The organism is Novosphingobium sp. ES2-1 (assembly GCF_015169775.1).
GTDB lineage: Bacteria > Pseudomonadota > Alphaproteobacteria > Sphingomonadales > Sphingomonadaceae > Novosphingobium > Novosphingobium subterraneum.
Map to the genome: position 1 here is coordinate 3,107,507 of NZ_CP063445.1, position 25,132 is coordinate 3,132,638.

The 25,132-nt window shown below is 64.7% G+C and carries 25 protein-coding genes; 14 read left to right on the plus strand and 11 right to left on the minus strand.

Features of this window, described 5'->3' with window-relative positions; all coding sequences use genetic code 11:
* The first annotated feature begins 179 nt into the window (after window positions 1-179).
* From rho to IM701_RS15235, 7 genes are all read left to right on the plus strand, one after another.
* Window positions 180-1,436 (plus strand): transcription termination factor Rho, encoded by a 1,257-nt coding sequence (gene rho, locus IM701_RS15205; protein ID WP_039333211.1) that lies wholly within the window; start codon window positions 180-182, stop codon window positions 1,434-1,436.
* An 84-nt stretch (window positions 1,437-1,520) separates the two neighbouring features.
* Window positions 1,521-4,103, plus strand: coding sequence for a helicase-related protein (locus tag IM701_RS15210; RefSeq protein ID WP_193827384.1), 2,583 nt, complete (start codon window positions 1,521-1,523; stop codon window positions 4,101-4,103).
* 17 nt (window positions 4,104-4,120) lie between these two features.
* Window positions 4,121-4,405 carry an RNA-binding S4 domain-containing protein gene (locus tag IM701_RS15215; RefSeq protein WP_230487733.1) on the plus strand — a complete coding sequence of 95 codons (285 nt, stop codon included), beginning with the start codon at window positions 4,121-4,123 and terminating at the stop codon, window positions 4,403-4,405.
* 73 nt (window positions 4,406-4,478) lie between these two features.
* The gene (gene fdxA / locus IM701_RS15220) at window positions 4,479-4,817 is read left to right on the plus strand and encodes a ferredoxin FdxA (RefSeq protein ID WP_011443786.1); all 339 of its coding nucleotides are present in this window, start codon (window positions 4,479-4,481) and stop codon (window positions 4,815-4,817) included.
* A gap of 348 nt (window positions 4,818-5,165) precedes the next feature.
* Window positions 5,166-5,690 (plus strand): CarD family transcriptional regulator, encoded by a 525-nt coding sequence (locus IM701_RS15225; RefSeq protein WP_011443787.1) that lies wholly within the window; start codon window positions 5,166-5,168, stop codon window positions 5,688-5,690.
* A 171-nt stretch (window positions 5,691-5,861) separates the two neighbouring features.
* The gene (locus tag IM701_RS15230; RefSeq protein WP_230487734.1) at window positions 5,862-6,665 is read left to right on the plus strand and encodes a head GIN domain-containing protein; all 804 of its coding nucleotides are present in this window, start codon (window positions 5,862-5,864) and stop codon (window positions 6,663-6,665) included.
* A 107-nt stretch (window positions 6,666-6,772) separates the two neighbouring features.
* Entirely contained in the window at window positions 6,773-7,120 is a 348-nt protein-coding gene (locus IM701_RS15235) for a hypothetical protein (RefSeq protein ID WP_039333198.1), read from the plus strand.
* Between the two features lie 6 nt (window positions 7,121-7,126).
* On the opposite strand, the gene IM701_RS15240 is transcribed toward IM701_RS15235, so the two are convergent.
* Window positions 7,127-8,074 (minus strand): L-threonylcarbamoyladenylate synthase, encoded by a 948-nt coding sequence (locus tag IM701_RS15240; RefSeq protein WP_193827385.1) that lies wholly within the window; start codon window positions 8,072-8,074, stop codon window positions 7,127-7,129.
* 81 nt (window positions 8,075-8,155) lie between these two features.
* On the opposite strand from IM701_RS15240, the gene IM701_RS15245 reads away from it, so the two are divergent.
* Window positions 8,156-9,874: an acyl-CoA dehydrogenase gene (locus IM701_RS15245; RefSeq protein ID WP_193827386.1), complete on the plus strand. Its 1,719-nt coding sequence runs from the start codon at window positions 8,156-8,158 to the stop codon at window positions 9,872-9,874.
* Window positions 9,875-9,899: 25 nt separating this feature from the next.
* The gene (locus tag IM701_RS15250; RefSeq protein ID WP_193827387.1) at window positions 9,900-10,715 is read left to right on the plus strand and encodes a DUF815 domain-containing protein; all 816 of its coding nucleotides are present in this window, start codon (window positions 9,900-9,902) and stop codon (window positions 10,713-10,715) included.
* Between the two features lie 90 nt (window positions 10,716-10,805).
* On the opposite strand, the gene IM701_RS15255 is transcribed toward IM701_RS15250, so the two are convergent.
* Window positions 10,806-12,266 carry a sorbosone dehydrogenase family protein gene (locus IM701_RS15255; RefSeq protein ID WP_193827388.1) on the minus strand — a complete coding sequence of 487 codons (1,461 nt, stop codon included), beginning with the start codon at window positions 12,264-12,266 and terminating at the stop codon, window positions 10,806-10,808.
* A gap of 99 nt (window positions 12,267-12,365) precedes the next feature.
* On the opposite strand from IM701_RS15255, the gene IM701_RS15260 reads away from it, so the two are divergent.
* Window positions 12,366-12,848: a GAF domain-containing protein gene (locus IM701_RS15260; RefSeq protein ID WP_193827389.1), complete on the plus strand. Its 483-nt coding sequence runs from the start codon at window positions 12,366-12,368 to the stop codon at window positions 12,846-12,848.
* Between the two features lie 122 nt (window positions 12,849-12,970).
* Window positions 12,971-13,714, plus strand: coding sequence for a glycine zipper 2TM domain-containing protein (locus tag IM701_RS15265; RefSeq protein ID WP_193827390.1), 744 nt, complete (start codon window positions 12,971-12,973; stop codon window positions 13,712-13,714).
* A gap of 91 nt (window positions 13,715-13,805) precedes the next feature.
* Here the strand turns inward: IM701_RS15265 and IM701_RS15270 are convergent, their stop codons facing one another.
* The 7 genes from IM701_RS15270 to IM701_RS15300 form a co-directional block, all read right to left on the minus strand.
* Window positions 13,806-14,960: an acyl-CoA dehydrogenase family protein gene (locus IM701_RS15270; RefSeq protein WP_039333185.1), complete on the minus strand. Its 1,155-nt coding sequence runs from the start codon at window positions 14,958-14,960 to the stop codon at window positions 13,806-13,808.
* Between the two features lie 147 nt (window positions 14,961-15,107).
* A complete protein-coding gene (locus IM701_RS15275) occupies window positions 15,108-16,049 on the minus strand; it encodes a ParB/RepB/Spo0J family partition protein (protein ID WP_039333183.1) in 942 nt (313 codons plus the stop codon).
* A complete protein-coding gene (locus IM701_RS15280; RefSeq protein WP_039333181.1) occupies window positions 16,046-16,822 on the minus strand; it encodes a ParA family protein in 777 nt (258 codons plus the stop codon). The genes IM701_RS15275 and IM701_RS15280 overlap by 4 nt, the downstream gene beginning before the upstream one ends.
* Window positions 16,819-17,493 carry a 16S rRNA (guanine(527)-N(7))-methyltransferase RsmG gene (rsmG, locus tag IM701_RS15285; RefSeq protein ID WP_039333179.1) on the minus strand — a complete coding sequence of 225 codons (675 nt, stop codon included), beginning with the start codon at window positions 17,491-17,493 and terminating at the stop codon, window positions 16,819-16,821. Before rsmG ends, IM701_RS15280 begins: the two co-directional genes overlap by 4 nt.
* Window positions 17,490-19,337 (minus strand): tRNA uridine-5-carboxymethylaminomethyl(34) synthesis enzyme MnmG, encoded by a 1,848-nt coding sequence (gene mnmG / locus IM701_RS15290; RefSeq protein WP_193827391.1) that lies wholly within the window; start codon window positions 19,335-19,337, stop codon window positions 17,490-17,492. The genes rsmG and mnmG overlap by 4 nt, the downstream gene beginning before the upstream one ends.
* A 66-nt stretch (window positions 19,338-19,403) precedes the next feature.
* The gene (gene mnmE / locus IM701_RS15295) at window positions 19,404-20,702 is read right to left on the minus strand and encodes a tRNA uridine-5-carboxymethylaminomethyl(34) synthesis GTPase MnmE (protein WP_193827392.1); all 1,299 of its coding nucleotides are present in this window, start codon (window positions 20,700-20,702) and stop codon (window positions 19,404-19,406) included.
* A 31-nt stretch (window positions 20,703-20,733) separates the two neighbouring features.
* The gene (locus IM701_RS15300) at window positions 20,734-20,994 is read right to left on the minus strand and encodes a DUF6489 family protein (RefSeq protein WP_039333172.1); all 261 of its coding nucleotides are present in this window, start codon (window positions 20,992-20,994) and stop codon (window positions 20,734-20,736) included.
* Between the two features lie 116 nt (window positions 20,995-21,110).
* Between IM701_RS15300 and IM701_RS15305 the strand changes: the two genes are divergently transcribed.
* Both IM701_RS15305 and IM701_RS15310 read left to right on the plus strand, forming a co-directional pair.
* On the plus strand, window positions 21,111-21,809 hold the full coding sequence (locus tag IM701_RS15305) for a dienelactone hydrolase family protein (protein ID WP_039333169.1): 699 nt from the start codon (window positions 21,111-21,113) through the stop codon (window positions 21,807-21,809).
* A 76-nt stretch (window positions 21,810-21,885) separates the two neighbouring features.
* A complete protein-coding gene (locus IM701_RS15310; RefSeq protein WP_039333167.1) occupies window positions 21,886-22,269 on the plus strand; it encodes a nuclear transport factor 2 family protein in 384 nt (127 codons plus the stop codon).
* Between the two features lie 57 nt (window positions 22,270-22,326).
* Here IM701_RS15310 and rpoZ read toward each other — a convergent pair whose 3' ends face one another.
* Window positions 22,327-22,671 (minus strand): DNA-directed RNA polymerase subunit omega, encoded by a 345-nt coding sequence (gene rpoZ, locus IM701_RS15315; protein WP_039333165.1) that lies wholly within the window; start codon window positions 22,669-22,671, stop codon window positions 22,327-22,329.
* A gap of 139 nt (window positions 22,672-22,810) precedes the next feature.
* Here rpoZ and IM701_RS15320 point away from each other — a divergent pair, with 139 nt between their 5' ends.
* Window positions 22,811-23,590: a hypothetical protein gene (locus IM701_RS15320; protein WP_193827393.1), complete on the plus strand. Its 780-nt coding sequence runs from the start codon at window positions 22,811-22,813 to the stop codon at window positions 23,588-23,590.
* 5 nt (window positions 23,591-23,595) lie between these two features.
* On the opposite strand, the gene IM701_RS15325 is transcribed toward IM701_RS15320, so the two are convergent.
* A complete protein-coding gene (locus IM701_RS15325; RefSeq protein WP_193827394.1) occupies window positions 23,596-25,110 on the minus strand; it encodes a replicative DNA helicase in 1,515 nt (504 codons plus the stop codon).
* Window positions 25,111-25,132: the final 22 nt, after the last annotated feature.

Here is a 25,132-nt window from a genome sequence, read left to right on the forward strand (position 1 = left end):
TGATGCCGGGAGGATACCACCCCCGTGCCCCTATCCACAATTGACTATCGGTTGGCGCAGGCATATCTGCGGCGAACCGGAATGCAGATGTGCTGCCGATCGATGCAGCCGCCCTCTCGCTTTCTCCAAGCCCTTCAGAGGTTTCCGGCCATCTATCCAACCCTTTGGAAAAACACGAAATGCACCTGAAGGAACTCAAGCAGAAAACCCCCGCCGAGCTGGTCCAGATGGCCGAAGAGCTCGAGGTCGAAGGCGCCAGCACCATGCGCCGCCAGGACCTGATGTTCGCCATCCTCAAGGAAATGGCGGAAGACGGCGAGGAAATCCTCGGCATCGGCACGATCGAAGTCCTGCCGGACGGCTTCGGCTTCCTGCGCAGCCCCGAGGCCAACTACCTTGCCGGCCCTGACGATATCTATGTTTCGCCCAACCAGGTCCGCAAGTGGGGCCTGCGCACCGGCGATACCGTCGAAGGCGAAGTCCGCGCGCCCAAGGATGGTGAACGCTATTTCGCGATCACCCGCCTGATCAAGGTGAACTTCGACGAGCCGGAGGCCGTGCGCCACCGCGTCAACTTCGACAACCTCACCCCGCTCTACCCGAACGAGCGCCTCAAGCTCGACACGCTCGACCCGACGGTCAAGGACAAGTCGGCCCGCGTGATCGATCTGGTCAGCCCGCAGGGCAAGGGCCAGCGCGCGCTGATCGTCGCGCCGCCGCGCACCGGCAAGACCGTGTTGCTGCAGAACATGGCGAAGGCAATCACCGACAACCACCCGGAAGTCTTCCTGATCGTGCTGCTGGTCGACGAACGCCCGGAAGAAGTCACCGACATGCAGCGCAGCGTGAAGGGCGAGGTCATCTCCTCGACGTTCGACGAGCCCGCCACGCGCCACGTGCAGGTTGCCGAGATGGTTATCGAAAAGGCCAAGCGCCTGGTCGAGCACAAGCGTGACGTCGTCATCCTGCTCGATTCGATCACTCGCCTGGGCCGGGCCTACAACACCGTGGTGCCCTCCTCGGGCAAGGTGCTGACCGGCGGTGTCGACGCCAATGCCCTGCAGCGCCCCAAGCGCTTCTTCGGTGCTGCCCGCAACATCGAGGAAGGCGGCTCGCTGTCGATCATCGCCACCGCGCTGATCGACACCGGCAGCCGCATGGATGAAGTGATCTTCGAAGAATTCAAGGGCACCGGCAACTCGGAAATCGTGCTCGACCGCAAGGTTGCCGACAAGCGCATCTTCCCCGCGCTCGATGTGGGCAAGAGCGGCACCCGCAAGGAAGAGCTGCTTGTGCCGAAGGACCAGCTCTCGAAGATGTGGGTCCTGCGCCGCATCCTCATGCAGATGGGCACTGTCGATGCGATGGAGTTCCTGCTCGACAAGATGAAGGATTCGAAGACCAACGAAGACTTCTTCGCGACGATGAACCAGTAACTCTGGGGGAACCAGTAAGCTCGATGAGCGCACGAGAATCGAGGGCGGGGATAAATTCCCCGCCCTTTCTTGTTTATGGGCATCATGCCCGCCACATTCAGACACATGGCCCCGCGCATTCCTGCCCAGCCTCGGAAGAGCGCCCACACCGGCGCAAATGGTGGAGGCGTGGTCAAGGCGGTGCTTGGGCCGACCAACACCGGCAAGACCCACCTCGCGATCGAACGTCTCTGCGCGCACTCCTCGGGTGCGATCGGCTTTCCGCTGCGGCTGCTGGCGCGTGAGGTCTATGACCGTGTCTGCGCGATCAAGGGCGCGGACAACGTCGCGCTGATCACCGGCGAGGAGAAGATCGAGCCCAAGGGCGCGCGCTGGCATCTCTGCACGGTCGAGGCGATGCCTTCGCGCCCGGACCTTGCCTTCGTCGCGCTGGACGAAGCTCAGCTCTCCGCCGATCCCGAACGCGGCCACGTCTTCACCGATCGCCTGCTGCACACGCGCGGTCGCGAGGAGACGATGCTGCTTGGCTCCTCGACATTGGAGCCGATGATCAAGGCGCTGGTGCCCGAGGCGGAAATCGTCACTCGCCCGCGCTTTTCGACGCTCACGCATGTCGGTGCCAAGAAGCTTTCGCGCATTCCGCCGCGCAGCGCGATTGTCGCCTTCAGTGCCGAGAAGGTCTATGTCATGGCCGAGATGCTGCGGCGCTTCCGCGGCGGCGCGGCGGTGGTCATGGGGGCGCTCAGCCCGCAGACCCGCAATGCCCAGGTGGCGATGTACCAGGCGGGCGAGGTCGACTATCTCGTCGCCACCGATGCCGTGGGCATGGGGCTCAATCTCGATGTCCATCATGTCGCCTTCGCCGGTTTGTCCAAGTTCGACGGCCATCGCCAGCGCCGCCTGACGACAGCGGAAATGGCACAGATCGCCGGCCGCGCCGGGCGGCACCAGCGCGATGGCACTTTCGGCACGTTGGCAGGCGCGGGTGGCACCAATCCTGAATTCACCGACGAGGAAATCTACGCGATCGAGGAACACCGCTTCCCGCCCCTCACCCGCCTGTTCTGGCGCGAGGCGGAGCCGCGCTTCGACAGCCTTGCAACGTTGATCGAGGACCTCGAAAGCCTCCCCCCTCGCCCCGAACTGGCGACGCCTCCGCAGGCTATCGACCTTGCGGTGCTCAAACGCCTGGCCGAAGATGTGGATACGGCGTCGAGCGTGCGCGGCAAGCGTGCGGTCGAACGGTTCTGGGACGTCTGCCGCCTGCCTGATTTCCGCTCGCAGGGGGAGGAAACGCACAGCCGCTTCGTCGCCCGCCTGTGGCAGGATCTGCGCCATGGCTATCTCGGCGCGGACTACGTGGCGCAGGCGATCGCCCAGCTCGACAATCCTTCGGGCGATATCGACACTCTGCAGGCTCGAATTTCCGCAATCCGTTCGTGGGCTTACATCGCGCAGCGGCCTGACTGGGTGCTGGCCAAGGACGAAATGTCCGCCCGCGCCCGCGCCGTAGAGGCGCGCCTTTCCGATGCGCTGCACGCGCGGCTGACCGAACGCTTCGTCAATCGCCGCACTGCCGTGCTGATGCGCAAGGCCGGGGCTGACGCATCGCTGCTGCCGGTGCGTCTGTCGGACGAGGGCGCGGTACTCGTGGATGACGAGCCGATCGGACATCTTGAGGGCTTCCGCTTCGTGGTCGATCCCCTCGCCCGTGCCGAGGATCGCCGACTGCTGCTGGCTGCCGCCGAGCGCCACTTGCCGGGCCTCCTGCACAATCGCGCCAAGGCGCTGGCCAAAGCCACGCGCGAATCCAGGGGCATCGAGTTCGAGGACACCGCGCTGGTCTGGCAGGACACGGTGGTCGCCAAGCTCGAGCGCGGGCGAACCATGCTGGCCCCTCGGCTCAAGCCCGACGTCGCGCTGGACAGGCTTGCTCCCACCGACAAGGCGGAAGTCGTCGCGGCGCTGGACGGCTGGTTGCAGACGCAGCACCAGCGCCATCTCAAACCCCTGCTTGCGCTCGACGAAGCCAGCCGCGATCCCGCTTCCGGGCCTGAACTGCGCGCGCTGCTGCTCCATCTCGTGGAAGCGGGCGGGGTGCTGGTGCGGGAAGGCTCGGGACTGGACCGGCTCGACGCAGCGCAGCGCCAGCGCCTGAAGAAGCTGGGCGTGCGCATTGGTGCGCTCGACCTGTTCCTGCCCAATGCCTTGCGCCCTGGCGCGATGCAGGCGTGGCACCGGCTGGCGCGCATCTGGGGCAGACCAGCGCCCCTGCCGCCCGAGACGATGCAGCCGGTTGTCCACGCGAAGATTGCACCTGCCGGATACCGCAGGCTCGGCAACGAAAGTCTTCGGGTCGATCTTGCCGAAAAGCTGCTCCAGGCGGCGCATGCAACCCGCATGGCCACGAAGGCAAGGCGCGTCTTCCTGGATCCCGCGATTGCCCGCTCGATGAATCTTTCGACCGCTGCTTATGCCGCCTTGCTGCGTGCCGGAGGCTTTCGCGTGCACATGGGGCGCAGCCTGCCCGAAAAGGCATTCGGCCCCCCGCACCCGCCACTATGGGACTGGCGGCCTTCCCGTCGCGAACCTGCGACCGAGCCGGAAAGACCGAAGCCGCCACCCACAGGAGCATTTGCCGCGCTCGCCGAACTGGTGGCGCGATAGGAGAGGAGACAGCCTGCTTGCGGATCGACAAGTTCCTCTGGTTCACCCGTTTCGCCGGCAGCCGCGGCCTTGCCCAGGATTGGGTTTCCGCGGGCCACATCCGCCTCAACGGCCGCCGGATCGAGCGATGCAGCGCGGGCGTGAAGATGGGCGACGTGCTCGTCCTGCCGATGCGCAGCCGGGTGACCGTTATCGAGGTTCTGGCGATCCCCGGACGGCGCGGCCCGGCCAGCGAAGCACAATCCTGCTACCGTGTGCTCGAAATTCCTGACCAATCCTCGCCAGACGGGTTGCCGGTTTGATGGCCCCGCTTGACGCCACGGCATAAAGGCCTCTAGCACGGCCTCAAACGAAGACCTGAGGGATCAAATCGCCATGACCTACGTCGTCACCGACGCCTGTATCCGCTGCAAGTTCATGGATTGCGTCGAAGTGTGCCCCGTTGATTGCTTTTACGAGGGCGAGAACATGCTGGTGATCAACCCCAGCGAGTGCATCGACTGCGGCGTGTGCGAACCGGAATGCCCGGCCGAAGCGATTCTGCCCGATACCGAATCCGGGCTCGAGCAGTGGCTTGAACTGAACGCCAAGTATTCGGCAGAGTGGCCGAACATCACCGCCAAGAAGGACGCTCCGGCCGATGCCGACGAGCACAAGGGCGAAGAAGGCAAGTTCGACAAGTACTTCTCCGCCGAGCCCGGCGAAGGCGACTGATTTCAGCACGTTGCAAGGGCCGGTGGCTCCTGCCGCCCTTGCGCTTCCGACCCTCCGCCTGCGCAGCGTAAGGCGTTTGTTGTCTCCGCAACGGAGACAGCAAACGATTTCCGCTGCGCTGCAGTGCGTTCAGGGGTGGTAATTTTGTTGCCGAGATGTTATGTAGGCCGCCAAGCGCCGGTGGGTTCATGCCCGTCCGGCGTCTTTCACCACGAAAAACGGCAGGACAAGAACAGCAACCGGATCGCAAGCCTCGCATGACCGTCGATCCGGCAGGCTCATGTCCATTTCCCCCAAGGCTTCGCTGATCTCCGTTTGCCGGTCCTGCCCGCGTCGAAAGGATTACCAATGGCAGGTAAGGCTCTCGCCTTCGATGTTGGGGACTACGTCGTTTATCCGAAGCATGGTGTCGGCCGGGTGGTCGAACTTCAGGACGAAGAAATTGCCGGCATGAAGCTGCAGCTCTACGTGCTGCGCTTCGAAAAGGAACGCATGACTTTGCGCGTTCCTGTCAACAAGGTCGAAGCGATCGGCATGCGCAAGCTGTCGTCCGACAAGACGCTGCGCGAAGCGCTCGATACTCTCAAGGGCAAGCCCAAGGTCAAGCGCACCATGTGGTCGCGCCGCGCCCAGGAATACGAAGCGAAGATCAACTCAGGTGACCTCGTGTCGATCGCCGAAGTGACGCGCGACCTGTTCCGCGCCGACGATCAGCCGGAGCAGTCCTACTCGGAACGCCAGATCTTCGAAGCGGCTTCCTCGCGCCTCGCCCGCGAACTCGCGGCAATGGAAAAGACCGACGAGCCTGCTGCGCTCAAGAAGATCCTCGCGATCCTCAACGAACACGCGCCGAAGTACTACGAAACGGCCTGATCCGTTTCACGCACTTGCGCATGAAAAGAGGCCTCCGGGAAACCGGGGGCCTTTTTCGTTGCCGGTTTTGCGACCAACTTATGGCCCGGCTCCACCAACGACTTGGTCGAGATCGTATCACCGTGTTATATCGGCAATACAGTCAGAAATAGCGTCAGGAGTGACCAAGTCATGTTAAGGAATTTTGCTCGCGCGCTTGCTGGTGTTGCCGTCATGGGTCTGGCCACTGCGCTCGCTGGTTGTGACGGCGGCAATATCTCGTTCAATGGCAAGAAGGGCGTTCCGCTTGCCGATCTCGATCTAAGCGGTGCGGCGCCGACCGGCATTGCCCTGCTCGGTCCCGACAACGTGCGCATCACCCGGGGCGACAAGCTGGCGATCACGGTCGAGGGCGAAGGCGCCGACAAGCTGCGCTTTGCCCTGTCCGAAGGCCAGCTTGGCATCACGCGCGAGGATTGGAAGCTCGGCCAGTCAACCCGCGCGGCTACGGTCAACGTCACGCTTCCAGCGTTGAGCGAGGTCGTGCTGGCCGGATCCGGCAATCTTACAACAGACCAGCTCGGCGGCAGCGATGCCAAGATCACCGTCGCCGGGTCAGGCGTGGTCGAGGCGCGCGCGATCGACGCGCAGAAGCTCGGCATCGACGTGGTCGGTTCGGGCAAGCTGCGCGCGGCGGGCAAGGCCAGGGAATTGAAGATGACTGTCGCCGGCAGCGGCGATGCCGAAATGGATGGGTTGACGGTCGACGATGTCAAGGTCGACGTTGCCGGTTCGGGCAATGCCCGCTTTGCCTCCAACGGACACGTCAACGCCAACATCATGGGTTCGGGCGAAGTGCGTGTTTTCGGCCGCGCTACCTGCAAGGTCAGCGCCATGGGCTCGGGCAAGCTGGTCTGCGAGAATGGCGTCACGCCGAACAGCGATAAGGATACGGCAGGCGCGGCTGACGCCAGCGAAGATGCCGACGGCCAGTGACCTGCAGTGCAACTTGCACCGGATTGACTCCGCGAGGACCAAACTGGTGCAGGTCCTGCTTGCCAAGTGGCTAGGATAGTGGGATTTTTCCCTTGAGGGAGAAGTTCATGCGCCGTCGCCTCACAGGGCTTTCCATTCTGGCGTTCGCGCTTTCCGGCTGCGTCGCCAAAAGCGCGTTCGACCTGGCGACAGCGCCGGTGCGGGTGGGCGCGAAGGCCGTCAACACGACGGCTGGCGTCTACGATCGCATCACGGTCAGCGATTCCGAGCGGGACCAGAAGCGCGGCCGCGAAATCCGCCGCCGTGAAGAGCGCTATGGCAAGCTTGCGCGGCAATACGAAGAGGCGCGCCGCGATTGCAGCCGTGGTGATGATGAGGCCTGCAGTGACGCCCGCAGCATCTATGCCGAGATGGACGCGATGCGGGCCAGCGTGCCCTATGAGGCACGCGACTAAAGCGCTCTAGGCCGCAGCACGGCGCAGGCGGTCGTTGATCGCCACGCCGATGCCTTCGTCGGGGATCGGTGCCACGGCGATAAGCGGTTGCGGCGCCGTCGAGCCTTGATGCAGGCAGGCGTAGAGCCGCGCCGCCCCCTCAGCCAGATCGCCAGCTGCCGACAGCGTCACGTCTCCCGCGATATCACCGAAGCCGATCATGAACTCCCCTGCCCGCGCCTTCACCGCGTTCAGCCGCACGGGCTTGCCCGGGGCGTAGTGGCTCGCCAACTGCCCGGGAGCCTCGATCTTTGCTGACGTCATGGCGGCGCTCTGTCCGCCCAGAACGCCGGCAATTTCGGCTTCGGTGATCGGGCCCGGACGCAGGACGGTCCATGACCCATCCGCGCGCAGGCCGACGATCGTGGATTCGATTCCCTGCCGCGTCTCTCCGCCATCGAGAATCAGGTCGACGCGGCCACCCAGAGATGCCGCGACATGGGCTGCGCTGGTCGGGCTCACCCCGCCCGAGCGATTCGCCGATGGTGCGGCGAGTGGCAATCCACAGGTTTTCAACAGGGCCTGCATTACCGGATGTGCCGGACAACGCAGGGCCACGGTGGGCAATCCGGCGCTGACGGCGGGCGCCAATCGTGCACCCTCGCGCAAGGGCAGGACAATGGTCAGCGCACCGGGCCAGAAGGCCTTCGCCAGGCTCGTCGCGCGCCTGTCAAACAGAGCAAGAGCTTCGGCGGCCGTAACGTCGGGCACGTGCACGATCAGCGGGTTGAAATCGGGCCGGCCCTTGGCGCGGTAGATCCCGGCCACCGCCGCATCGTCGTCGGCGCGGGCGGCCAAGCCATAGACCGTCTCGGTCGGCACGGCGACCGTCCCGCCGAGCGTGATGACCTGCGCGGCGAGCTCGAGTCCTCGGGCGTCGGACAGATGCACTTTGGAAGGCTTTGTCGGCTCCATCAGGCTCGCTATAGGGAGACCCAGGCTCCGCGCCAAGCGCACATGCCCTGCGCCTGAAATTGCGCGAGACAGGAGAGGACGATGACTTTCACGCCGCCCACCGCCGACCAGCTTCTCGCCATCCGCGTGAGCGCCGGGATCGACGAACTCGCCCAGAGCGAACGCTTTGCCGCTGCCACGCCCGATCTGGTCGAGGCGATCGTCGAAGGCATTGGCGCATTCGCTGCGGGGGAATGGGCGCCGCTGCACCGCGCGGGCGACCAGATCGGCGCGAAGTGGCGCGATGGCGAGGTTACCCTGCCCCCCGGCTATGTCGACGCCTACAAGGCCTTCGTCGAGCAGGGCTGGAACTCGATCGCGGGGTCCACGGAATTTGGCGGTCAGGGACTGCCGTTCACGTTGGCCACTGCCACTCTCGAAACGCTGGGCGCGGCCAACATGGGCTTCACCCTGCTACCGATGCTCACCGTTGGCGCGATCGAGGTGCTGGAGCATCACGGCAGCGACGCGCAAAAGGCCATGTACCTGCCCAAGCTGATCAGCGGCGAGTGGTCGGGCACGATGAACCTGACCGAGCCGCAGGCCGGCTCCGATGTTGGTGCGCTGCGTACCACCGCCACGCCGATCACCGAAGGGCCTCACGCCGGCAAGTGGCGCATCGCCGGGACCAAGATCTACATCACTTTCGGCGAGCATGATGCCGCCGCCAACGTGGTCCACCTCGTTCTCGCTCGCACGCCGGGCGCGCCCGAGGGTTCACGCGGCATTTCGCTGTTCATCGTTCCGAAGTTTCACGTGGAACAGGACGGATCGCTCGGTGCCCGCAACGATGTCCGCTGCGTCTCGATCGAGCACAAGCTCGGCATCCACGCCTCGCCCACTTGCGTCATGAGCTATGGCGACGATGGCGAATGCATCGGCGAGATGGTTGGGCACGAGAACGGCGGCTTGCGGGCCATGTTCACGATGATGAACTCGGCCCGCATCAATGTCGGCAGCCAGGGCGTGCAGATCGCCGAGCGCGCCTTCCAGCAGGCGCGGGCCTATGCGCGTGACCGTGTGCAGTCGGCCCGCGCCGGTTCGGCCGACAAGGCCCCGGTCGCGATCATCGAGCATCCCGACGTCCGCCGCATGCTGATGCGCATGCGGGCGCTGACCGAAGGCAGTCGTGCCCTGCTCTACTACACCGCAGGCCAGGTCGATCGCGGTGCGCTCGGCAACGACGCGGCGCAGAAGCGCGCGGAACTGCTCGTGCCGATGCTCAAGGCGTGGGGCACCGAAATCGGATGCGAAGTCGCCAGCCTCGGCATTCAGGTCCACGGCGGCATGGGCTTCATCGAGGAGACCGGCGCTGCCCAGCACCTGCGCGATTCAAGGATTGCTCCGATCTACGAGGGCACCAACGGCATCCAGGCGGCGGATCTCGTCACGCGCAAGCTCGGATACGAAAACGGCGGCGTGTTGCAGGCGCTGATGGCCGAGATCGCGTCGGAAATGGAAGACGTCCCCGAAGTCGCCGCGCTCGCCAAGGACGCGGCGGCCATTGGCCAATGGATGAGCACTACTGCCTCGCTGGACGACAAGCTGGCGGGCTCGGTGCCCTTCACCACGATGTGCGCCGTCGCCGTCGCCGGTTGGCAGCTGGCACGCCAGTCGCGCGCGTCCGACCTGCACGGCAAGATCGCGGTCACCAAGTTCTTCAACCGCGTGATCGTACCCGAAGCGCGAGGCCTCGGCTCCTCCGCCATGGCGGGTGCAGCGCTGCTCTACGATCTCGACAGCGAGGCGCTTGCGGGATAACCGCCGGCCCGATAATCGGCTGGGCATGACCGCAGTCCTGCTCACCCGCATAGCCGAGGCGCTGGAGCGCCTTGCCCCGCCGCGCGAGGCCAGCGCCGATTGGCTGGCCTTCCCCGCCTATGTCTGGGACGGCAAGGCGGCGCGGGGGATCGATCCGCTGGAAGCGCCCGCGCTCGACCTGATGCAGGGAATCGACAAGCAGAAGGCGGCAGTGGTCGAAAACGTCGCACGGCTTTCGCGCGGCGCTGCATCGCACGACATGTTGCTGTGGGGCGCGCGCGGCATGGGCAAATCGGCCCTGCTGCGGGCGGCGACGCTGGCAGCGCAGACCGCTCTGCCCGGATCCATCGCGCTGGTGCAGGCGAGCCCGGACGCTGGCCTCGCCGATCTCTTCGCCATCCTGCGCAAGGTCGATCGTCGCTTCCTCGTCTTCCTGGACGATCTCGGATTTGACGCCTCCGACAGCGATGGCGCGCGCAAGTTGCGTTCGTGGCTGGAGGGTGGCGTGGAGGCACGCCCGGCCAACGTGCGCCTGGCAGTAACGTCGAACCGCCGCGCGATTGTGGAGCGCCATCTTTCCGAGCAGGACGATCCGATCAACCCGCGCGACGTTGTGGATGACCGGCTGGCTCTTGCCGACCGCTTCGGCCTCAGCCTCGGCTTCCACAACTGCACGCAGGACGATTACCTCGCCATCATCGCCGGCTACGCGGCGCACTTCGGCCTGGCTTACGAGGAAGGCGACGCGCTGGAATGGTCAAAGCGCCGGGGTGGCCGCTCCGGCCGCGTGGCGTGGCAGTACGTCAACGAGCTGGCGGGCCGAGCTGGTCGGTCGCTCTGACGAGCCCACCCCGCCGCGACTGACTTCACTGCGTTCAGAAAGTCTCGCGGCCCTTCCGCAGGCAGGAGGGGGCGGGGTGGGCAAAAGCGCTTACTGCTGAGGTTTCATCAGGTCCGAATCAGCGTTGGGTTTCATGATGAACTTGCCGGTGCCCTTGGGCTGCGGCGGTGCCGAACGCGTCGGGAGCGGCGTTATGGCGGCAGCTGGCTTCGCCCCCGGAGCCGAGACTCGCCAGATCACGCCACCGGTATCGTCGCTGACCAGCAGCGCGCCGTCCTTCGCAAAGGTAACCCAGGTCGGACGGCCACGCGCCTTGTCGTCATCGGTCAGGAAGCCGGTCAGCACCGGCACCGGCGGATTGGGCAGGACGTTGCCGCGCGTGTCGAACTTCACGAAGACAACATCGTAGCCCGAAAGCGGACGGCGGTTCCATGACCCGTGGCGCGCAACGAACGCACCCTGCTGGAACTTGTCGCCCATCAGGTTGCCACCCTTCGCAAAGGCAAGCCCCAGCGGGGCAGTGTGTGCGCCAAGGCCGTATTCAGGCTTGCGCACGTAATCGAGCATGTATTCCGGCATCGGTGCCGTCACGCGCTGGTCGATGTTGTTCTTCCAGTAGACCCACGGCCAGCCATAGTTCGCGCCAAACGGTACGTTGGTGAGATAATCGGGCACGAGGTCCGACCCGAGCATGTCGCGCTCGTTGACCACGGTCCACAGCTCTTCACTGTAGGGATTGAAGTCCAGACCATTGGGGTTGCGCAGCCCGCCTGCGTACTCGAACGACTTCTTCTTGGCGAAATCGTACTGGTGGATCGAAGCACGGCGATATTCGGTCTCGATGCCCTCTTCGGCAATGTTCGAGGCCGAGCCGACCGTGACGAACAGCTTGGAACCGTCCGGCGCAAGCAGGAGGTTGCGGGCCCAGTGGTTGCCGCCGCCCGGCAGGTCCATCAGCTTCTCGGGGCTGCCCGTCAGCGCGGTCTGCCCCAGCTCATACGGGAACGAGAGCACTGCGTTGTGGTTTGCCACCAGCAGGCGACCTTCGCGGAAGGCCATGCCAAATGGCGAATCCAGCGCCGGGTTCTCCATCACGAAGCGCTGCTCGGCCTTGCCGTCGCCATCGCCATCGCGCAGCAGCACGATCTTGTTGGGCGAAGGGCCGCCAGCGCCAACCTTCTTGAACAGATACCCCATCACGACTCCGGTGATGCCTTCGACCTTGCGCGGCGGCGAATTGGTCTCGGCAACCAGCACGTCCCCGTTGGGCAGGGTCACCACGGTGCGCGGGTGATCGAGCTTGTCGGCAAAGCGGGTGACCTGCAGACCCTGCGCCGCGACCGGAGCCTCGCCGTCCTTCCAGCCAATCGGATCGGCCGTCTTGATCGTCGGGATCGTCTGGCCGTCGGGTCGCGCCAGCTTGGGTTTCGGTCCCGAGGTTTCGTTGAGCGTGTACTCGGCCGGGGACCCGTGAATTGACCAGGCAACCCAGGCGGCGATGATGGCGACGATCACGAGCAGCGCGATCAGCAGTTTCTTGAGGAGCTTCATGGCCCGGAATCTAGGCCTGACCGTGTCTCAGAGCAATGGCACACCTGTGCGAAGTTGCGCGGCGCGACTTTTCGGACCGGTTACGCTAGATACCTTGCCATGTTCACATTCGCACCCACCGACGGCCAGAGCCGCGCCGAACTCCACACCGATCTTCTCGAAGCCGCCAAGGCCCTCACTGAAGGCGAGCCCGACGGTATCGCCAACATGGCCAATCTGGCGGCGCTGATCTGGCAATACCTGCCGGATCTGAACTGGGCAGGCTTCTACCGCATGGTCGGCGGGGAGCTGGTGCTTGGCCCCTTCATCGGCAAGCCCGCCTGCATCCGCATCGCGCTCGGCTCGGGCGTTTGCGGCACGGCGGCAGCAACCGCGACGACCCAGCTCGTGCCGGATGTGCACGCCTTTCCGGGCCACATTGCCTGCGATGCGGCGAGCCGCTCCGAACTGGTCGTGCCGGTGATTCGCGATGGCGCGGTTATTGCGGTGATTGATCTCGACAGCCCCTCGCCCGACCGTTTCGACGAGGACGACGCGCGCGGGATCGAGGCGCTTGCCGCAGCAATCGCGGCTCGTATCTGATCCTGCATCTGATTCCTGCCCCGATTCGGGACAGGCGGCACTCTCGCGCGCCGGAAACCTTGGTTTTATGGGGGTCCTGATGGTAAGTTTGCGGTTAACGAACCTTTTCAGGGGCAAACCGCATGCTTCGTCGTCTCTTGATCGCAGCCATTGCGCTGGGTGCCGTGTCATCTCCGGCACTGGCTGGTGAACACCGTCATCCCGGTCCGGTCAGCGGTGGCTGGCAGGGCGGCTACACCGGCGGCTATTACGGCGGTGCGGCAGGCTCCATCTACTATCCGCCAATGATCGGCGCGCCCTACCCCACCGTGGTGATGACCCAGCCTGTGGTCGATGCGCCGCCCCCTCCCCCGCCGCCGCAGGGCTACTATCCCAACGCCTACCCGCAGCCAGACCCGCGCTGGGCCGAAATGAATGAACGCTGCGCCAAGGTCTATGGTGACAAGGGTGTCGGCGGCGCGCTGCTAGGCGGCGTGATCGGCGGCGTGGCGGGCAACCGCATCGCCGGAAAGGGCGATCGCGTGCTCGGCACTGTCGCAGGCGCTGCCGTTGGCGCAGTGGCGGGTAACGTGATCGACAAGGCCGAGGACAAGAGCCTGCGCCGCGAATGCGACGACTATTTCGCCTCGCTTCCGCCGCAGCCTTATCCCGGCGGGCCTTATCCCGGAGGCTATCCGGGCTACTATCCCGGTTACGCGCCCTACGGATATGTGATGGTCCCGGTCATGCTTCCGCCGCAGAAGCCCTGCGTCGAGAAAACCGTCGTCACCGAAACCTGGGTCGAGACAAAGCGCGCCCGCGTGGTCCCCCGCCGTCCGGTCGTCCGCGACAAGCGGGTCAAGGAAAAGCGCGTCTACACCGGCTGAACCCCGGCAGTGCTCAAAGCGAAAGGGTCCGCCCTCCGGCTTGGAGAGCGGGCTCTTCCTATTTCCAGGCGGGGGCCAGACCCACAACCGATCAGAGCTTGCGCCCGATCAGCTCCTTCATGATCTCGTTGGTGCCGCCGAAGATGCGCGTAACGCGCGCGCCGCGCCATGCACGGGCAATCGCGTATTCGTTCATGTAGCCGGCGCCGCCATGGAGCTGCAGGCACTTGTCCATCACTTCCCACTGCAGTTCAGTGTGCCACAGCTTGGCGGCAGCACCTTCTTCGGGGGTGAGTTCGCGCTTCAGATGCCGCGCCAGGGCCCAATCGAGGTGTGCCCAGCCCACCTGCAGCTTCGCCTTGATGTCGGCCAGCGTGAAGCGGGTATTCTGGAAGTCGAGGATCGGCTTGCCGAATGCCTTGCGCTCGCGGGTGAACTCCACCGTATCGTCAAAAGCCTTCTGCGCCGACGCCTGCGCACTGACGGCAATCGACAGGCGCTCCTGCGGCAGTTCGCTCATCAGGTAGATGAAGCCCTTGCCCTCCTCACCAAGGCAGTTGGTGATCGGAACGCGCACGTCCTCGAAGAACAGCTCCGAGGTATCGGCTTCGTCCTGGCCGATCTTGTCGAGGTTGCGACCACGCTTGAAGCCCTCACGGTCGGCTTCGACCAGCACGATAGAAACGCCCTTCCACGCGGGCTGCACGTCGGTGTCGGTCTTGCAGCACACCAGGATCAGGTCGGCGTTCTGGCCATTGGTGATGTAGGTCTTCGACCCGTTGATCACATAATGGTTGCCGTCTTTCTTCGCGGTGGTCTTCATGCCCTGAAGGTCCGAGCCGGTGCCCGGTTCGGTCATGGCGATGGCGGTGATCACCTCGCCCGAAACCATCTTGGGCAGCCACTTCTTCTTCTGCTCTTCCGAGCCGTAGGAGACGATGTAGTTGACCACGATGTCGGACTGCAGCGAGAAGCCGGTGGCCACGCGGCCATAGTAGGCGCTCTCTTCGTCGACGATGGCGTTGTAGCCGAAGTCGAGGCCGAGCCCGCCGTATTCCTCGGGCACCGTCGGGCACAGCAGGCCAAGCTCACCTGCCTTGGGCCAGATGCTCTTGGGCACGATGCCAGCTTCGGCCCATTCGTTCGCGTGCGGGGCGACTTCGTCCTGCAGAAAGCGGCGGACGGTCTGGCGGAAGGCTTCGTGGTCTTCGTTGTAGGCTGTGCGCGGGATCAGGTCGAGCGACATGGCCAATCTCTCCGGTTCTGGTTGTTTGCACGCAGCCTATGCGCACAGCCCCATCCCGGTCAACGAGAATTAATCGACCAATTAATGTCCGATGGTGCAGGCAGTGCTGACGCCGCGACGTCAGAACAGGCCAACAATTTCAGATATTTAGAACTCACCGCCCGTCAGGCGCTGGCAGATCAGGTCCAGCTGGTCGAGGTTCTTGTAGCGAATCGTCACCGCGCCGGTCGTCGGATCGGAGTCCGGCTGGATCGTGACCTTGAGCCCGAGGAAGTCCTCGAGGTGCTGCTGGATCGCTGCCAGATCCGCCGCGCCCACCGGATCCTTGCCCGCGCGAGCCTGGCGACGCTGGCCTTCGGGCCGCGACGCCTTGCGCGCCAGCTTCTCGACATCGCGAACCGAAAGGTCCTTGGCCACCACTTCGCGTGCCAGCCCGATCGGATCGGGTGCGTTGATCAGCGCGCGGGCATGGCCCATCGACAGTTCGCTGCGCACCACCATGTCGAGCACTTCATCGGGCAGCCCGAGCAGGCGCATCATGTTGGCGACGTGGCTGCGTGACTTGTCCACGAACTTGGCGATATCGTTCTGCGTCAGGCCCTCGCTGTCGGCCAGGCGCTGATAGGCCCGAGCTTCTTCGACCGGGTTGAGATCCTCGCGCTGCAGGTTCTCGATCAGCGCCAGCGCGGCAACATCGCGATCATCCAGCTTGCGCACGATCGCTGGAATCTCGTGAACCTGCGCCTTCTGCGCCGCACGCCAGCGCCGCTCACCAGCCACAAGCTGATATCGTCCGCCCGGCAATGGCCGCACGACCACCGGCTGGATCACGCCGCGTGCCGCGATCGACTGCGCCAGCTCTTCAAGCGCGTCTTCATCAAAATGCCGGCGCGGCTGTTCCGGATGCGGCTCGATCGACGCTACTGTCAGCAGCGCCAGCCCGCCGTCCCGGCTCTCGGCGACATCCGCGGGCGAAACCGAGATGCGCGCGATTGGCTCCTCGCGCCGCACTTCACCCATCAGTGCGCCAAGGCCACGGCCAAGCCCGGTCCGGCGTGCCGGTGCTTTCACTGCGTCTTCGCCGCTCATGCCGCTTGTCTCCTCTCGGGCAGGCGACCGATCAGTTCGCGCGCCAGTTTCATGTAGGCCTGCGATCCGGGGCAGGCATGGTCATAGATCAGCGCCGGCAACCCGTGGCTCGGCGCTTCCGACAAGCGCACGTTGCGCGGAATCACGCTCTCGAACACCAGATCGCGCAGGCACGAACGCACGTCATCGGCGACCTGGTCGGTCAGGCGGTTGCGCCGGTCATACATGGTCAGCACGATGCCAAGGATGCCCAGGTCCGGATTGAACCGCTCCTGCACCCGCTCCACCGTCTGCAACAATTGACTCAACCCTTCGAGCGCGAAGAACTCGCATTGCAGCGGCACCAGGATCGTGTCCGCCGCGGTAAGGGCATTGAGCGTCAGCAACCCGAGCGACGGCGGGCAATCGATCAGGCAGATGTCATGCCCGGTATCGCCATTGAGCACCTTGCGCAGGCGATGGGTGCGGTCCTCGACACTGACCAGCTCCACTTCCGCGCCGGACAGATCGACCGTCGCAGGTACGATATCCAGGCCCGGGATGCGTGTCGCCATCAGGCAATCGGCGACCGAAGCCTGATCGATCAGCAAGTCATAGGAAGATCGCTCACGTTCACCCGCCGCGATACCGATGCCCGTCGAGCAGTTGCCCTGCGGATCGAGATCGACCAGCAGCGTCTTCCACCCCGTTGCCGCGAGTGCGGTGGCGATGTTGATCGCCGTAGTGGTCTTGCCCACTCCGCCCTTCTGGTTTGCGACCGCGATCGTGATCATTTGCGTTTGCCCTTGGCGTTCGAGGGGCGCGGTGGACTGCCGCCGAGAAGTCGGCCGCAGATCACACCAGCGTTCGCATCCGTCAGGGATTGTTCCACGTGGAACATGTGATTCCATGATTCGGGGAGCATCTGCAATTCTTGCGCTGCCCCTGCCCCTTTCGGCAACAGCCAGACCGTGTCCGGTGTGGAAAAGCGTGCGGAAAGAGTGACCAGCTTGTCCAGAGGCGCAAATGCCCGAGCAGAAATGACCGCATGCGGACCGGATGGAAGGTCCTCCACCCGCGACAGCACAACGCGGACATTGCCTAGTCCCAGTACATCTGCCGCGCGCTGAAGCCACTCGGTGCGCAGGCGCCGGGAATCTACCAGTGTCACCGGCCGTTGAGGTTGCAGCGCAGCGATGGCGAGGCCCGGAAAGCCCGCACCGGTGCCAAGATCGAGCCACTCCCCCGCTGGAAGTGTTTCACGTGAAACATGCAGCAATTGGGCGGAATCAACGATATGGCGCACCCACACGTGCGGCAACGTTCCTCTCGCCACGAGGTTCTGCCGCTCGTTCTCTTCCAGCAGCAGCGACACCAGATGGGCCAATCGCTCCATGGTGGCAGCGTCTACCTCCAGCCCATCGCGCAACCATGCCTGCGCTTCAGCTTCGGTTGCGATCGTCATGCCAGAATCCTCCGCCGCGCGTGAACCAGCAGACTGGCGAGCGCTGCCGGGGTGATTCCGGCAATGCGACCGGCAGCAGCAAGGGTGTCAGGCTGAGCCTTCTCCAGTCGCTCGACCATCTCGCGCGACAGGCCGGGCACTTCTGCAAAGGGGAAGCCTTCCCCCAAGGGGACATGTTCCGAGGCACGCAGGTCCCGCAGCTCAGCCTCCTGCCGTGCGAGGTAAGGCGCGTAAGCTGCGTCCTCCTCGATCTCCTCGGCAAGGAGCGGATCGAAGGTCTCATCGCCGATCCAGGGCCGCAAGGTCTCGAGCGTCACTTCCGGAAAGCGCAGCCATTCTGTCAGTGAGCGTCGCGCTCCATCCGCGCCAACCGTCATGCCGACGCGGCCGAGCTCGTTAGGCGTTGCTGTCTGCGCCAGCGCCTCTTCCAGCCGTCCCCGCATCGCCTGTCGCGCTTCGAACCACTGGGCTCGCTCATCAGCGATGCACCCGACCGCCAGGCCGATCGGCGTCAGCCGCGAACTCGCATTGTTGGCCCGCAGGCGGAGGCGATACTCGGCCCGTGCCGTCAGCATCCGGTAGGGCTCGCTCACGCCGTGCAGGGTCAGGTCATCGACCATCACTGCCATGTAGCTGTTGGCGCGATCGAGCTCCGGAGCTTCACGTCCCCGCACCGCCGCGGCGGCATGCATTCCGGCGACGAGCCCCTGCGCCGCGGCTTCCTCGTACCCGGTCGTGCCGTTGATCTGGCCGGCGCAGTAGAGGCCTGGAATCGCATTGACCTCAAGGCTCCGGCGCAGCGCGCGCGGATCGATGTGGTCGTACTCGACAGCGTAGCCGGGCACGGTGATCTCGGCCTGCTCCAGCCCTTCCATCGAACGGATCATCGCCACCTGCACATCCGTCGGCAGCGAGGTGGAGACTCCATTGGGATAGACGGTCGGGTCGTCCAGCCCTTCAGGTTCCAGGAAGACCTGATGCCCGTCACGGTCGCCGAAGCGATGGATCTTGTCCTCGATCGACGGGCAATAGCGCGGACCCTGTGCGCCGATGGCACCGGTGAAGAGCGGAGACCGATCCAGCCCTGCCCGGATGATGTCGTGCGTCCGTTCGTTGGTCCGGGCGATGGCGCAGAACACCTGCGGCAGCGGACGGGCCTTGGTCAGCGGCGACATCGTCCACGGGTCGGCATCGCTCGGCTGCTCAGGCAGGCGTGCCCAATCGATGGTCCGACCGTCGATACGTGGCGGCGTCCCGGTCTTCAGGCGCGCCATCGGCAGGTCGGCTGCCCGCAACTGCTGAGCGAGGCGATGCGCCGAACTTTCCCCGATCCGGCCGCCGTCCATGCGCTCCTCGCCGCGGAACAGGCGCCCGCCCAGGAACGTGCCGGTGCACAGGACGACCGCCCTGCCCTGCAGTCGCGAGCCGTCGGCCAGGTCTACGCCGGCAACTCGCCCGTTTTCGAGATGGAGCGCTGCAGCCTCGCCCCCGACAAGCGTCAGGTTCGGCTGTGCGGCGATCATCATCTGGATTGCCGCTTTGAAGCGCTTGCGGTCCGCCTGAACCCGCGGTCCCTGCACCGCGCTGCCCTTCGACCTGTTCAGCATGCGGTAGTGGATGGCGCCCGCGTCGGCTGCGCGCGCGATCAGGCCGTCAAAGGCATCGACCTCGCGAACCAAGTGGCCCTTGCCTAGGCCGCCAATCGCCGGGTTGCAGCTCATTGCGCCAACCGTTGCAGGATCGAACGAGACCAGAGCGGTGCGTGCACCCATTCGCGCCGCAACGGCGGCCGCCTCGACGCCGGCATGTCCGCCGCCGACCACGATGATGTCGAATTGCTGCATGACTGGCGCGATACGCGACTTGTGGATTCGCGTCAAAGCATCAGGTGCACTGTTTCACGTGAAACACTACTTGCCGATGCAGAACCGCCCGAACAGCGCATCAAGCATGTCCTCGGTGCCGGTCCGGCCAACGAGTGCATCCAGCGCCCGCCGCGCGAGGCGAAGGTTCTCGGCGGCCAGCAGACCATCGCGCTCCACTGCCGCAAATCGAAGCGATGCCGCCACCTCGCTCAACCGGTCATGCTGTCGTTGATTGAGCGCTGCGTCTCCCGGCGCAGGCAGCGCGCCCTGTGCATGAGCGACCAGTGCTGCGCGAAGCGCCATCATTCCCTCACCTGTCCGTGCAGAGACGATCAGCGCGTCCCCTGACTTCCTGGCAGCGGCCGGATCGTCCGCCCGCGCAGAAACTTCCCACAGGGTCCGTCCTTCTGGTCCCTTTCCTTCTGGACCCAGCCACAGGATCAGGTCGGCCTTCTCTGCGGCCGCCCTCGCTCTTGCGATGCCGATCCGTTCGATCTCGCCCGCGCCTTCATCGCGCAGGCCGGCGGTATCGACAAAGGTGAACGGCACCCCATCGAGCGACGCCGCAAACGTCAGCACATCACGGGTGGTGCCGGGCTCGGCATCCGTGATCGCAGCCTCCTGCTCTACCAGTGCATTGAACAGGGTTGACTTGCCTGCGTTGGGAGGTCCGGCAAGTACGACGCGGAAGCCCTCCTTCAGCGGCTCTGCGCGGGGCCGATCGAGCCACGCGGCGATCTTTCCTGCCAGTGCAAGGCAGTCACCGGCAAACCCTGTCGGTAGCGCACACTCCCCTTCCGCGACATCGTCTTCATCCGAAAAGTCCAGCGCCGCTTCCAGCTTTGCCGAAATGCCCAGGAGTTCCGCGCGCCAGCCTTCAACGTCACGCGAAAGCGCGCCTTCGGCCATGGCCAGTGCGACGCGTCGCTGCAGTTCGGTCTCGGCAGAAAGCAGATCGGCAAGGCCCTCTGCCTCCGCCAGATCGATCCGGCCATTGGCAAAGGCACGGCGGGTGAACTCGCCCGCCTGCGCCCTGCGCAAGCCCGGCAGGCGCTCGAGCGCTGCTTCGGCGGCAGCCACGACAGCCCGGCCGCCATGGAGATGGAGTTCGGCACTGTCCTCACCGGTGGCCGTTCCGGGGCCGGGCAGCCAGAGCACCATTGTGCGGTCGAGGTGGGTACCGTCTGCGGGATCGACGAGAGTTGCCAAAGCTGCGCGGCGCGGCGCGGGCAGCTTGCCTGTGAGTGCGCTCAGGGCAGGACCGGCTCGCGGACCACTGATCCGAATGACAGCAATGCCCGCGGGCGGCGGGCCGGAAGAGAGGGCGAAGATGGTGTCGGTCACCGCTCCGCCCTACACTGTTCCACGTGAAACGTCAGTCCTTCGGCTTCTTCGAACTTCCGCTCATGGCGCCAAGTCCGCCCTGCTCCATGAAGTTCTGGAAGAGCTTCAGCCCGATCTCGCCCATCGGCGCGACCTGCTTGGCGAAGCTCTGCAACTGGTCGAGGCTGCCCGCCCCCTGCATCGCCTTGGCGACGCTCTCGACATAGACGTCATTCGCTTTCGAGACATCGGGCAAGCCGAGGAACCGGCGGGCTTCTTCGGGCGTGCAATCGACTTCGACGGTGACTTTCATGTGCGCCCTTTCGGCATCCGCTGTTCGGCAGAGATTGTCATGCACGCTTGGCAAAGTCCACCGCGGGGGCCAACATGGTATCCGACCAACTCCTTTGAATCGCAGGATGAACGACAATGGGTGAAAAGATCACGTTTGCAGCGCTCGATGGCGAAGGCGAAATTCCGGGCTATCTGGCAACGCCCGATGGCCCCATCCGCGCCGCCATCATCGTCATCCCCGAGATCTTCGGCGTGAATCCCGGCATCCGCCACAAGTGCGAGGCCTGGGCCGATCTGGGCTACATGGCGCTGGCGCCTGACATCTTCTGGCGCTTTGCACCCGGCGTAGAGCTCGATGCCGACGTGCCCGAGCAGTTCCAGGAAGCCCTCGGCTATTTCGGCCAGTACGATCCGGATGCGGGCGTGAAGGACATCGAAGCGGCGATCCGCTTCCTGCGCGGCTACGAAGGCATCGACAAGGTCGGCCTCGTCGGCTTCTGCTTGGGTGGGCGTATGGCCTACATGGCGGCGGCGCGCACCGATATCGACGCCTCGGTTGGCTACTACGGCGTGATGATCGACCAGATGCTGAACGAAGCACACGCCATTGCCAACCCGCTCATGCTGCACATCCCGACTGCTGACCATTTCGTTGGTCCGGATGCGCAGAAGGCGATCCATAATGCGCTCGATCCGCATCCCCGGGTCACGCTGCACGATTACGAAGGGCTGGACCACGGCTTTGCTGCCGAGATGGGCAGCCGCCGTGACGAAGACGGCGCGGCCCTCGCCGATCGCCGCACCCGCGATTTCTTCGCGCAGCATCTCGGCTGAGGCGCCAGCGTTGCGCCCGATCAATGCCGGCTCAACGCCCCTGCCCTAACCAGAAACAGAACAATGGGAGAAGCACATGAAACTCGGCCTTGCAGCCTGGCACCGATATATGGTCAGCGGCGACATTGCGCTGCTCGACGAACTTGTCGCCGACGATGCCGTGTTCCACTCCCCCGTTGTCCACACGCCGCAGGAGGGCCGCGAAAAGGTGCTGATGTACCTCACCGCTGCCGGCGAGGTCTTCGGCAACGGCACCTTCCGCTACGTGCGCGAGCTCGTAGATGGGGCCGAAGCCTGCCTCGAGTTCGAATGCGAGATGGACGGGATCAAGGTCAATGGCATCGACCTGATCCGCTTCGACCTCGAAGGACGCATCGCCGATTTCAAGGTGATGGTCCGCCCGTTGAAGGCGATCAACAAAGTCTGGCAGTTGATGGCTGAAAGACTGGAAAACACATGAAAAAAGCCCGCAGCGCGAACTGCGGGCTTTTTTTAAGTCATTGATCTGAAACTCAAATCAGCCGTCGTAGTCAGCACCCAGCGAGGTGTTGCGCACCGGTGCCGCGGCGGTGATGCGCAGCGCTTCGGCCGACTGCGACAGCGAGCCGATTTCATCGACTTCATCGTCGTCATCGGGCAGCACGCGCTGCAGCGACTGGATCACGTTTTCCTTGAGCACGGCGGGACGCACGGTCTCTTCGGCGATCTCGCGCAGGGCGACGACCGGGTTCTTGTCGCGGTCACGATCGACGGTGAGTTCGGCGCCGCCCGAAATCGCGCGTGCGCGCTCGGCAGCCAGCAGGACGAGATCGAAACGGTTGGGGACCTTGTCGACGCAATCTTCGACGGTAACGCGCGCCATCAGGCACTCCAATCAATCAAAGGATACGGAAAGGACGGCAGCTAGGCCGGAGGTGTGGAAAAGTCAAGGATTCGCATGGACCACTTCCGGCGTCGCGTCGAATCGTCCATCATTGCGCCTCGGCATGGGAGGGATGCAGATGGCGATGCTGGAGGATGTCATGGCGGGAGCCCCGCTCCCGGTGCTGGGCGTTGCCTTCTTCCTGTTGATGGCCCTCCTCTGTCACCTCGGCATGCGGCTCGGGCGTCTGCGGGGCGAGGTCGATCGTGGTGAAAGCGGCGATGGCTACCTGCTTTCGGCGGTGCTCGCCCTGCTTGGCCTGCTCATCGGCTTCACCTTCTCGCTTTCGCTCTCCCGCTACGATTCCCGGCGAGAGATGGTGGTGGCGGAAGGCAATGCCATCGGCACTGCCTGGCTGCGGGCAACGCTCGTTCCGGGGCCCGAGGGCGATGGTCTGCGCACGGCGATGCGCAGTTACGGCGATATCCGGGCGAGCTTGCACGACGCGACTGACCGCAGCGCCGTCGAGGCACGATCCGCCGTCGCACAGGGCACGGTCTGGAAAGCACTTGGCCCTGCCCTTGCCCGGCTCGACCCGCCGATGGCTGCCTCGCTGGTCGGCGCGACCAATGAGATGTTCGATGCCGCGTCCAGCCGCAAGGCGGAGCGAGAGGCGCGCATTCCCGGGCGGGTGCTCGACATGGTCAGCCTTTATGCGCTCATGGCTGCCGGCATGGTGGGCTATGTGCTAGGGCGCTGGCAGGATCGGCGGCATCTCGCTGCCAGTCATGCGCTATTCCTGCTGCTGTCGCTGGCAATGGTGCTGATTCTCGATCTCGATCGGCCATGGTCTGGCGGAATTACCATCTCGCCACAGCCGATCCTTGATGCCCGGGCGCTGATGCATCAGGCGCCGTAAGGGGTCTACTCGTCGTCACTCGCGTAAGCGGCGCGCAGGTCATCCGGCGCAAGGTCGCTGAAGCGGGTGATGCGTGATTCGAAGCGCAGGCGGACCTTGCCGGTGGAGCCGTGGCGCTGCTTGGCCACGATCAGTTCTGCCAGGCCATAGACGCGCTCCATTTCCGCCTGCCAGGCGGCGTGAGCTTCCTGCACCTTGGCGTCATCATTGCCCTGCGGCTGCTTCGGCTCCTTGGCGGCGACGTAATAGTCCTCGCGGAACACGAACCACACCATGTCGGCGTCCTGCTCGATCGAGCCGGATTCGCGCAGGTCCGACAGCATCGGGCGCTTGTCGTCGCGCTGTTCCACCGCACGGCTGAGCTGCGAAAGCGCGATTACCGGAACCGAGAGTTCCTTGGCCAGCGTTTTCAAACCGCGCGAGATTTCCGAGATTTCGTTCACGCGGTTGTCGCTGCGGCCCGATCCCTGCAGCAGCTGCAGGTAGTCGACGATGATCAGCCCGATATCGTGGCGGCGCTTCAGACGGCGGGCACGCGCGCGAAGCGAGCCGATCGTCAGCGCCGGGGTATCGTCGATATAGAGGGGCAGTTCGGCCAGACGCTGGCTGGCGAACGACAGCTGCTGGAAGTCCTCGCGGCTGATTCGGCCCATGCGCAGCGCTTCGGAACTGATGCCTGACTGTTCGGCCAGGATACGCGTGGCGAGCTGGTCGGCGCTCATTTCGAGGCTGAAGAAGGCGACCCCTGCCCCAACCGAATCCTTGAGCGCAATGCCATCGGCCATGTCGCGGCGCAGCCGGTCGGCCGCGTTGAATGCGATGTTGGTGACGAGCGAGGTCTTGCCCATGCCGGGGCGTCCGGCAAGGATGATGAGGTCGGAATCGTGCAGGCCGCCGATCTTCTCGTTGACCGAGGTCAGGCCCGTGGTCTTGCCCGAGATATGGCCGCCCGAAAGCAGCGCCTTCTCGATCATCTCCAGCGATGCGCGCGTCGCCTGCGCAAAGCTCTGCGTCTCGCTCCCGGTCTGCGCACCTTCTGCCACAGCATAGAGTGCGGCTTCGGCTTTCTCCACCTGCTCCAGCGGGGCGACCGAATCGCTTGTATCGAGCGCGCCTTCGACAAGGTTGCGCCCGACCGAGATCAGCTCCCGCAGCAGGGCGAGATCATAGATCTGCTCGGCCAGTTCGCGCGGATTGAGCAGGCCCTGCCCGTCCGAGGTCAGCCGCGCCAGATAGGCAACGCCGCCGAGTTCCTTCAGCCCCTCGTCGCTCTCGAAATAGGGCTTCAATGTCACTGGGGTGACCACCGCCTTGCGATCGATCAGCGCCTGGATGCGCTCGAACACCCGGCCATGGACGGCGGCAAAGAAATGCTCGGATTTCAGCGGGGTCTGCAGTTCCTCCAGGATGCGATTATCGATCAGCACCGCCCCCAGAAAGGCCGCTTCCGCCTCGACGTTGGAGGGGAGCGCGCGGATTTCCGAAGGTTCGCGGGTGAGGATGGCTTCGCTGGCGGACATTTGCCCATAGTGCCCGAACCGG

Excerpts from the sequence above, each read along its gene's own strand:
- IM701_RS15255 (WP_193827388.1), bottom strand. The coding sequence starts at position 12,266 with ATGAAGCTCCTCAAGAAACTGCTGATCGCGCTGCTCGTGATCGTCGCC.
- IM701_RS15275 (WP_039333183.1), bottom strand. The coding sequence starts at position 16,049 with ATGAGCGGCGAAGACGCAGTGAAAGCACCGGCACGCCGGACCGGGCTT.
- IM701_RS15210 (WP_193827384.1), top strand. The coding sequence starts at position 1,521 with ATGCCCGCCACATTCAGACACATGGCCCCGCGCATTCCTGCCCAGCCT.
- IM701_RS15310 (WP_039333167.1), top strand. The coding sequence starts at position 21,886 with ATGAAACTCGGCCTTGCAGCCTGGCACCGATATATGGTCAGCGGCGAC.
- IM701_RS15260 (WP_193827389.1), top strand. The coding sequence starts at position 12,366 with ATGTTCACATTCGCACCCACCGACGGCCAGAGCCGCGCCGAACTCCAC.
- IM701_RS15245 (WP_193827386.1), top strand. The coding sequence starts at position 8,156 with ATGACTTTCACGCCGCCCACCGCCGACCAGCTTCTCGCCATCCGCGTG.
- IM701_RS15325 (WP_193827394.1), bottom strand. The coding sequence starts at position 25,110 with ATGTCCGCCAGCGAAGCCATCCTCACCCGCGAACCTTCGGAAATCCGC.
- mnmG (WP_193827391.1), bottom strand. The coding sequence starts at position 19,337 with ATGCAGCAATTCGACATCATCGTGGTCGGCGGCGGACATGCCGGCGTC.
- IM701_RS15240 (WP_193827385.1), bottom strand. The coding sequence starts at position 8,074 with ATGGAGCCGACAAAGCCTTCCAAAGTGCATCTGTCCGACGCCCGAGGA.
- IM701_RS15300 (WP_039333172.1), bottom strand. The coding sequence starts at position 20,994 with ATGAAAGTCACCGTCGAAGTCGATTGCACGCCCGAAGAAGCCCGCCGG.
- rho (WP_039333211.1), top strand. The coding sequence starts at position 180 with ATGCACCTGAAGGAACTCAAGCAGAAAACCCCCGCCGAGCTGGTCCAG.
- IM701_RS15280 (WP_039333181.1), bottom strand. The coding sequence starts at position 16,822 with ATGATCACGATCGCGGTCGCAAACCAGAAGGGCGGAGTGGGCAAGACC.
- IM701_RS15305 (WP_039333169.1), top strand. The coding sequence starts at position 21,111 with ATGGGTGAAAAGATCACGTTTGCAGCGCTCGATGGCGAAGGCGAAATT.
- IM701_RS15320 (WP_193827393.1), top strand. The coding sequence starts at position 22,811 with ATGGCGATGCTGGAGGATGTCATGGCGGGAGCCCCGCTCCCGGTGCTG.
- IM701_RS15235 (WP_039333198.1), top strand. The coding sequence starts at position 6,773 with ATGCGCCGTCGCCTCACAGGGCTTTCCATTCTGGCGTTCGCGCTTTCC.
- IM701_RS15265 (WP_193827390.1), top strand. The coding sequence starts at position 12,971 with ATGCTTCGTCGTCTCTTGATCGCAGCCATTGCGCTGGGTGCCGTGTCA.
- IM701_RS15270 (WP_039333185.1), bottom strand. The coding sequence starts at position 14,960 with ATGTCGCTCGACCTGATCCCGCGCACAGCCTACAACGAAGACCACGAA.
- rpoZ (WP_039333165.1), bottom strand. The coding sequence starts at position 22,671 with ATGGCGCGCGTTACCGTCGAAGATTGCGTCGACAAGGTCCCCAACCGT.
- IM701_RS15225 (WP_011443787.1), top strand. The coding sequence starts at position 5,166 with ATGGCAGGTAAGGCTCTCGCCTTCGATGTTGGGGACTACGTCGTTTAT.
- rsmG (WP_039333179.1), bottom strand. The coding sequence starts at position 17,493 with ATGACGATCGCAACCGAAGCTGAAGCGCAGGCATGGTTGCGCGATGGG.
- fdxA (WP_011443786.1), top strand. The coding sequence starts at position 4,479 with ATGACCTACGTCGTCACCGACGCCTGTATCCGCTGCAAGTTCATGGAT.
- IM701_RS15250 (WP_193827387.1), top strand. The coding sequence starts at position 9,900 with ATGACCGCAGTCCTGCTCACCCGCATAGCCGAGGCGCTGGAGCGCCTT.
- IM701_RS15230 (WP_230487734.1), top strand. The coding sequence starts at position 5,862 with ATGTTAAGGAATTTTGCTCGCGCGCTTGCTGGTGTTGCCGTCATGGGT.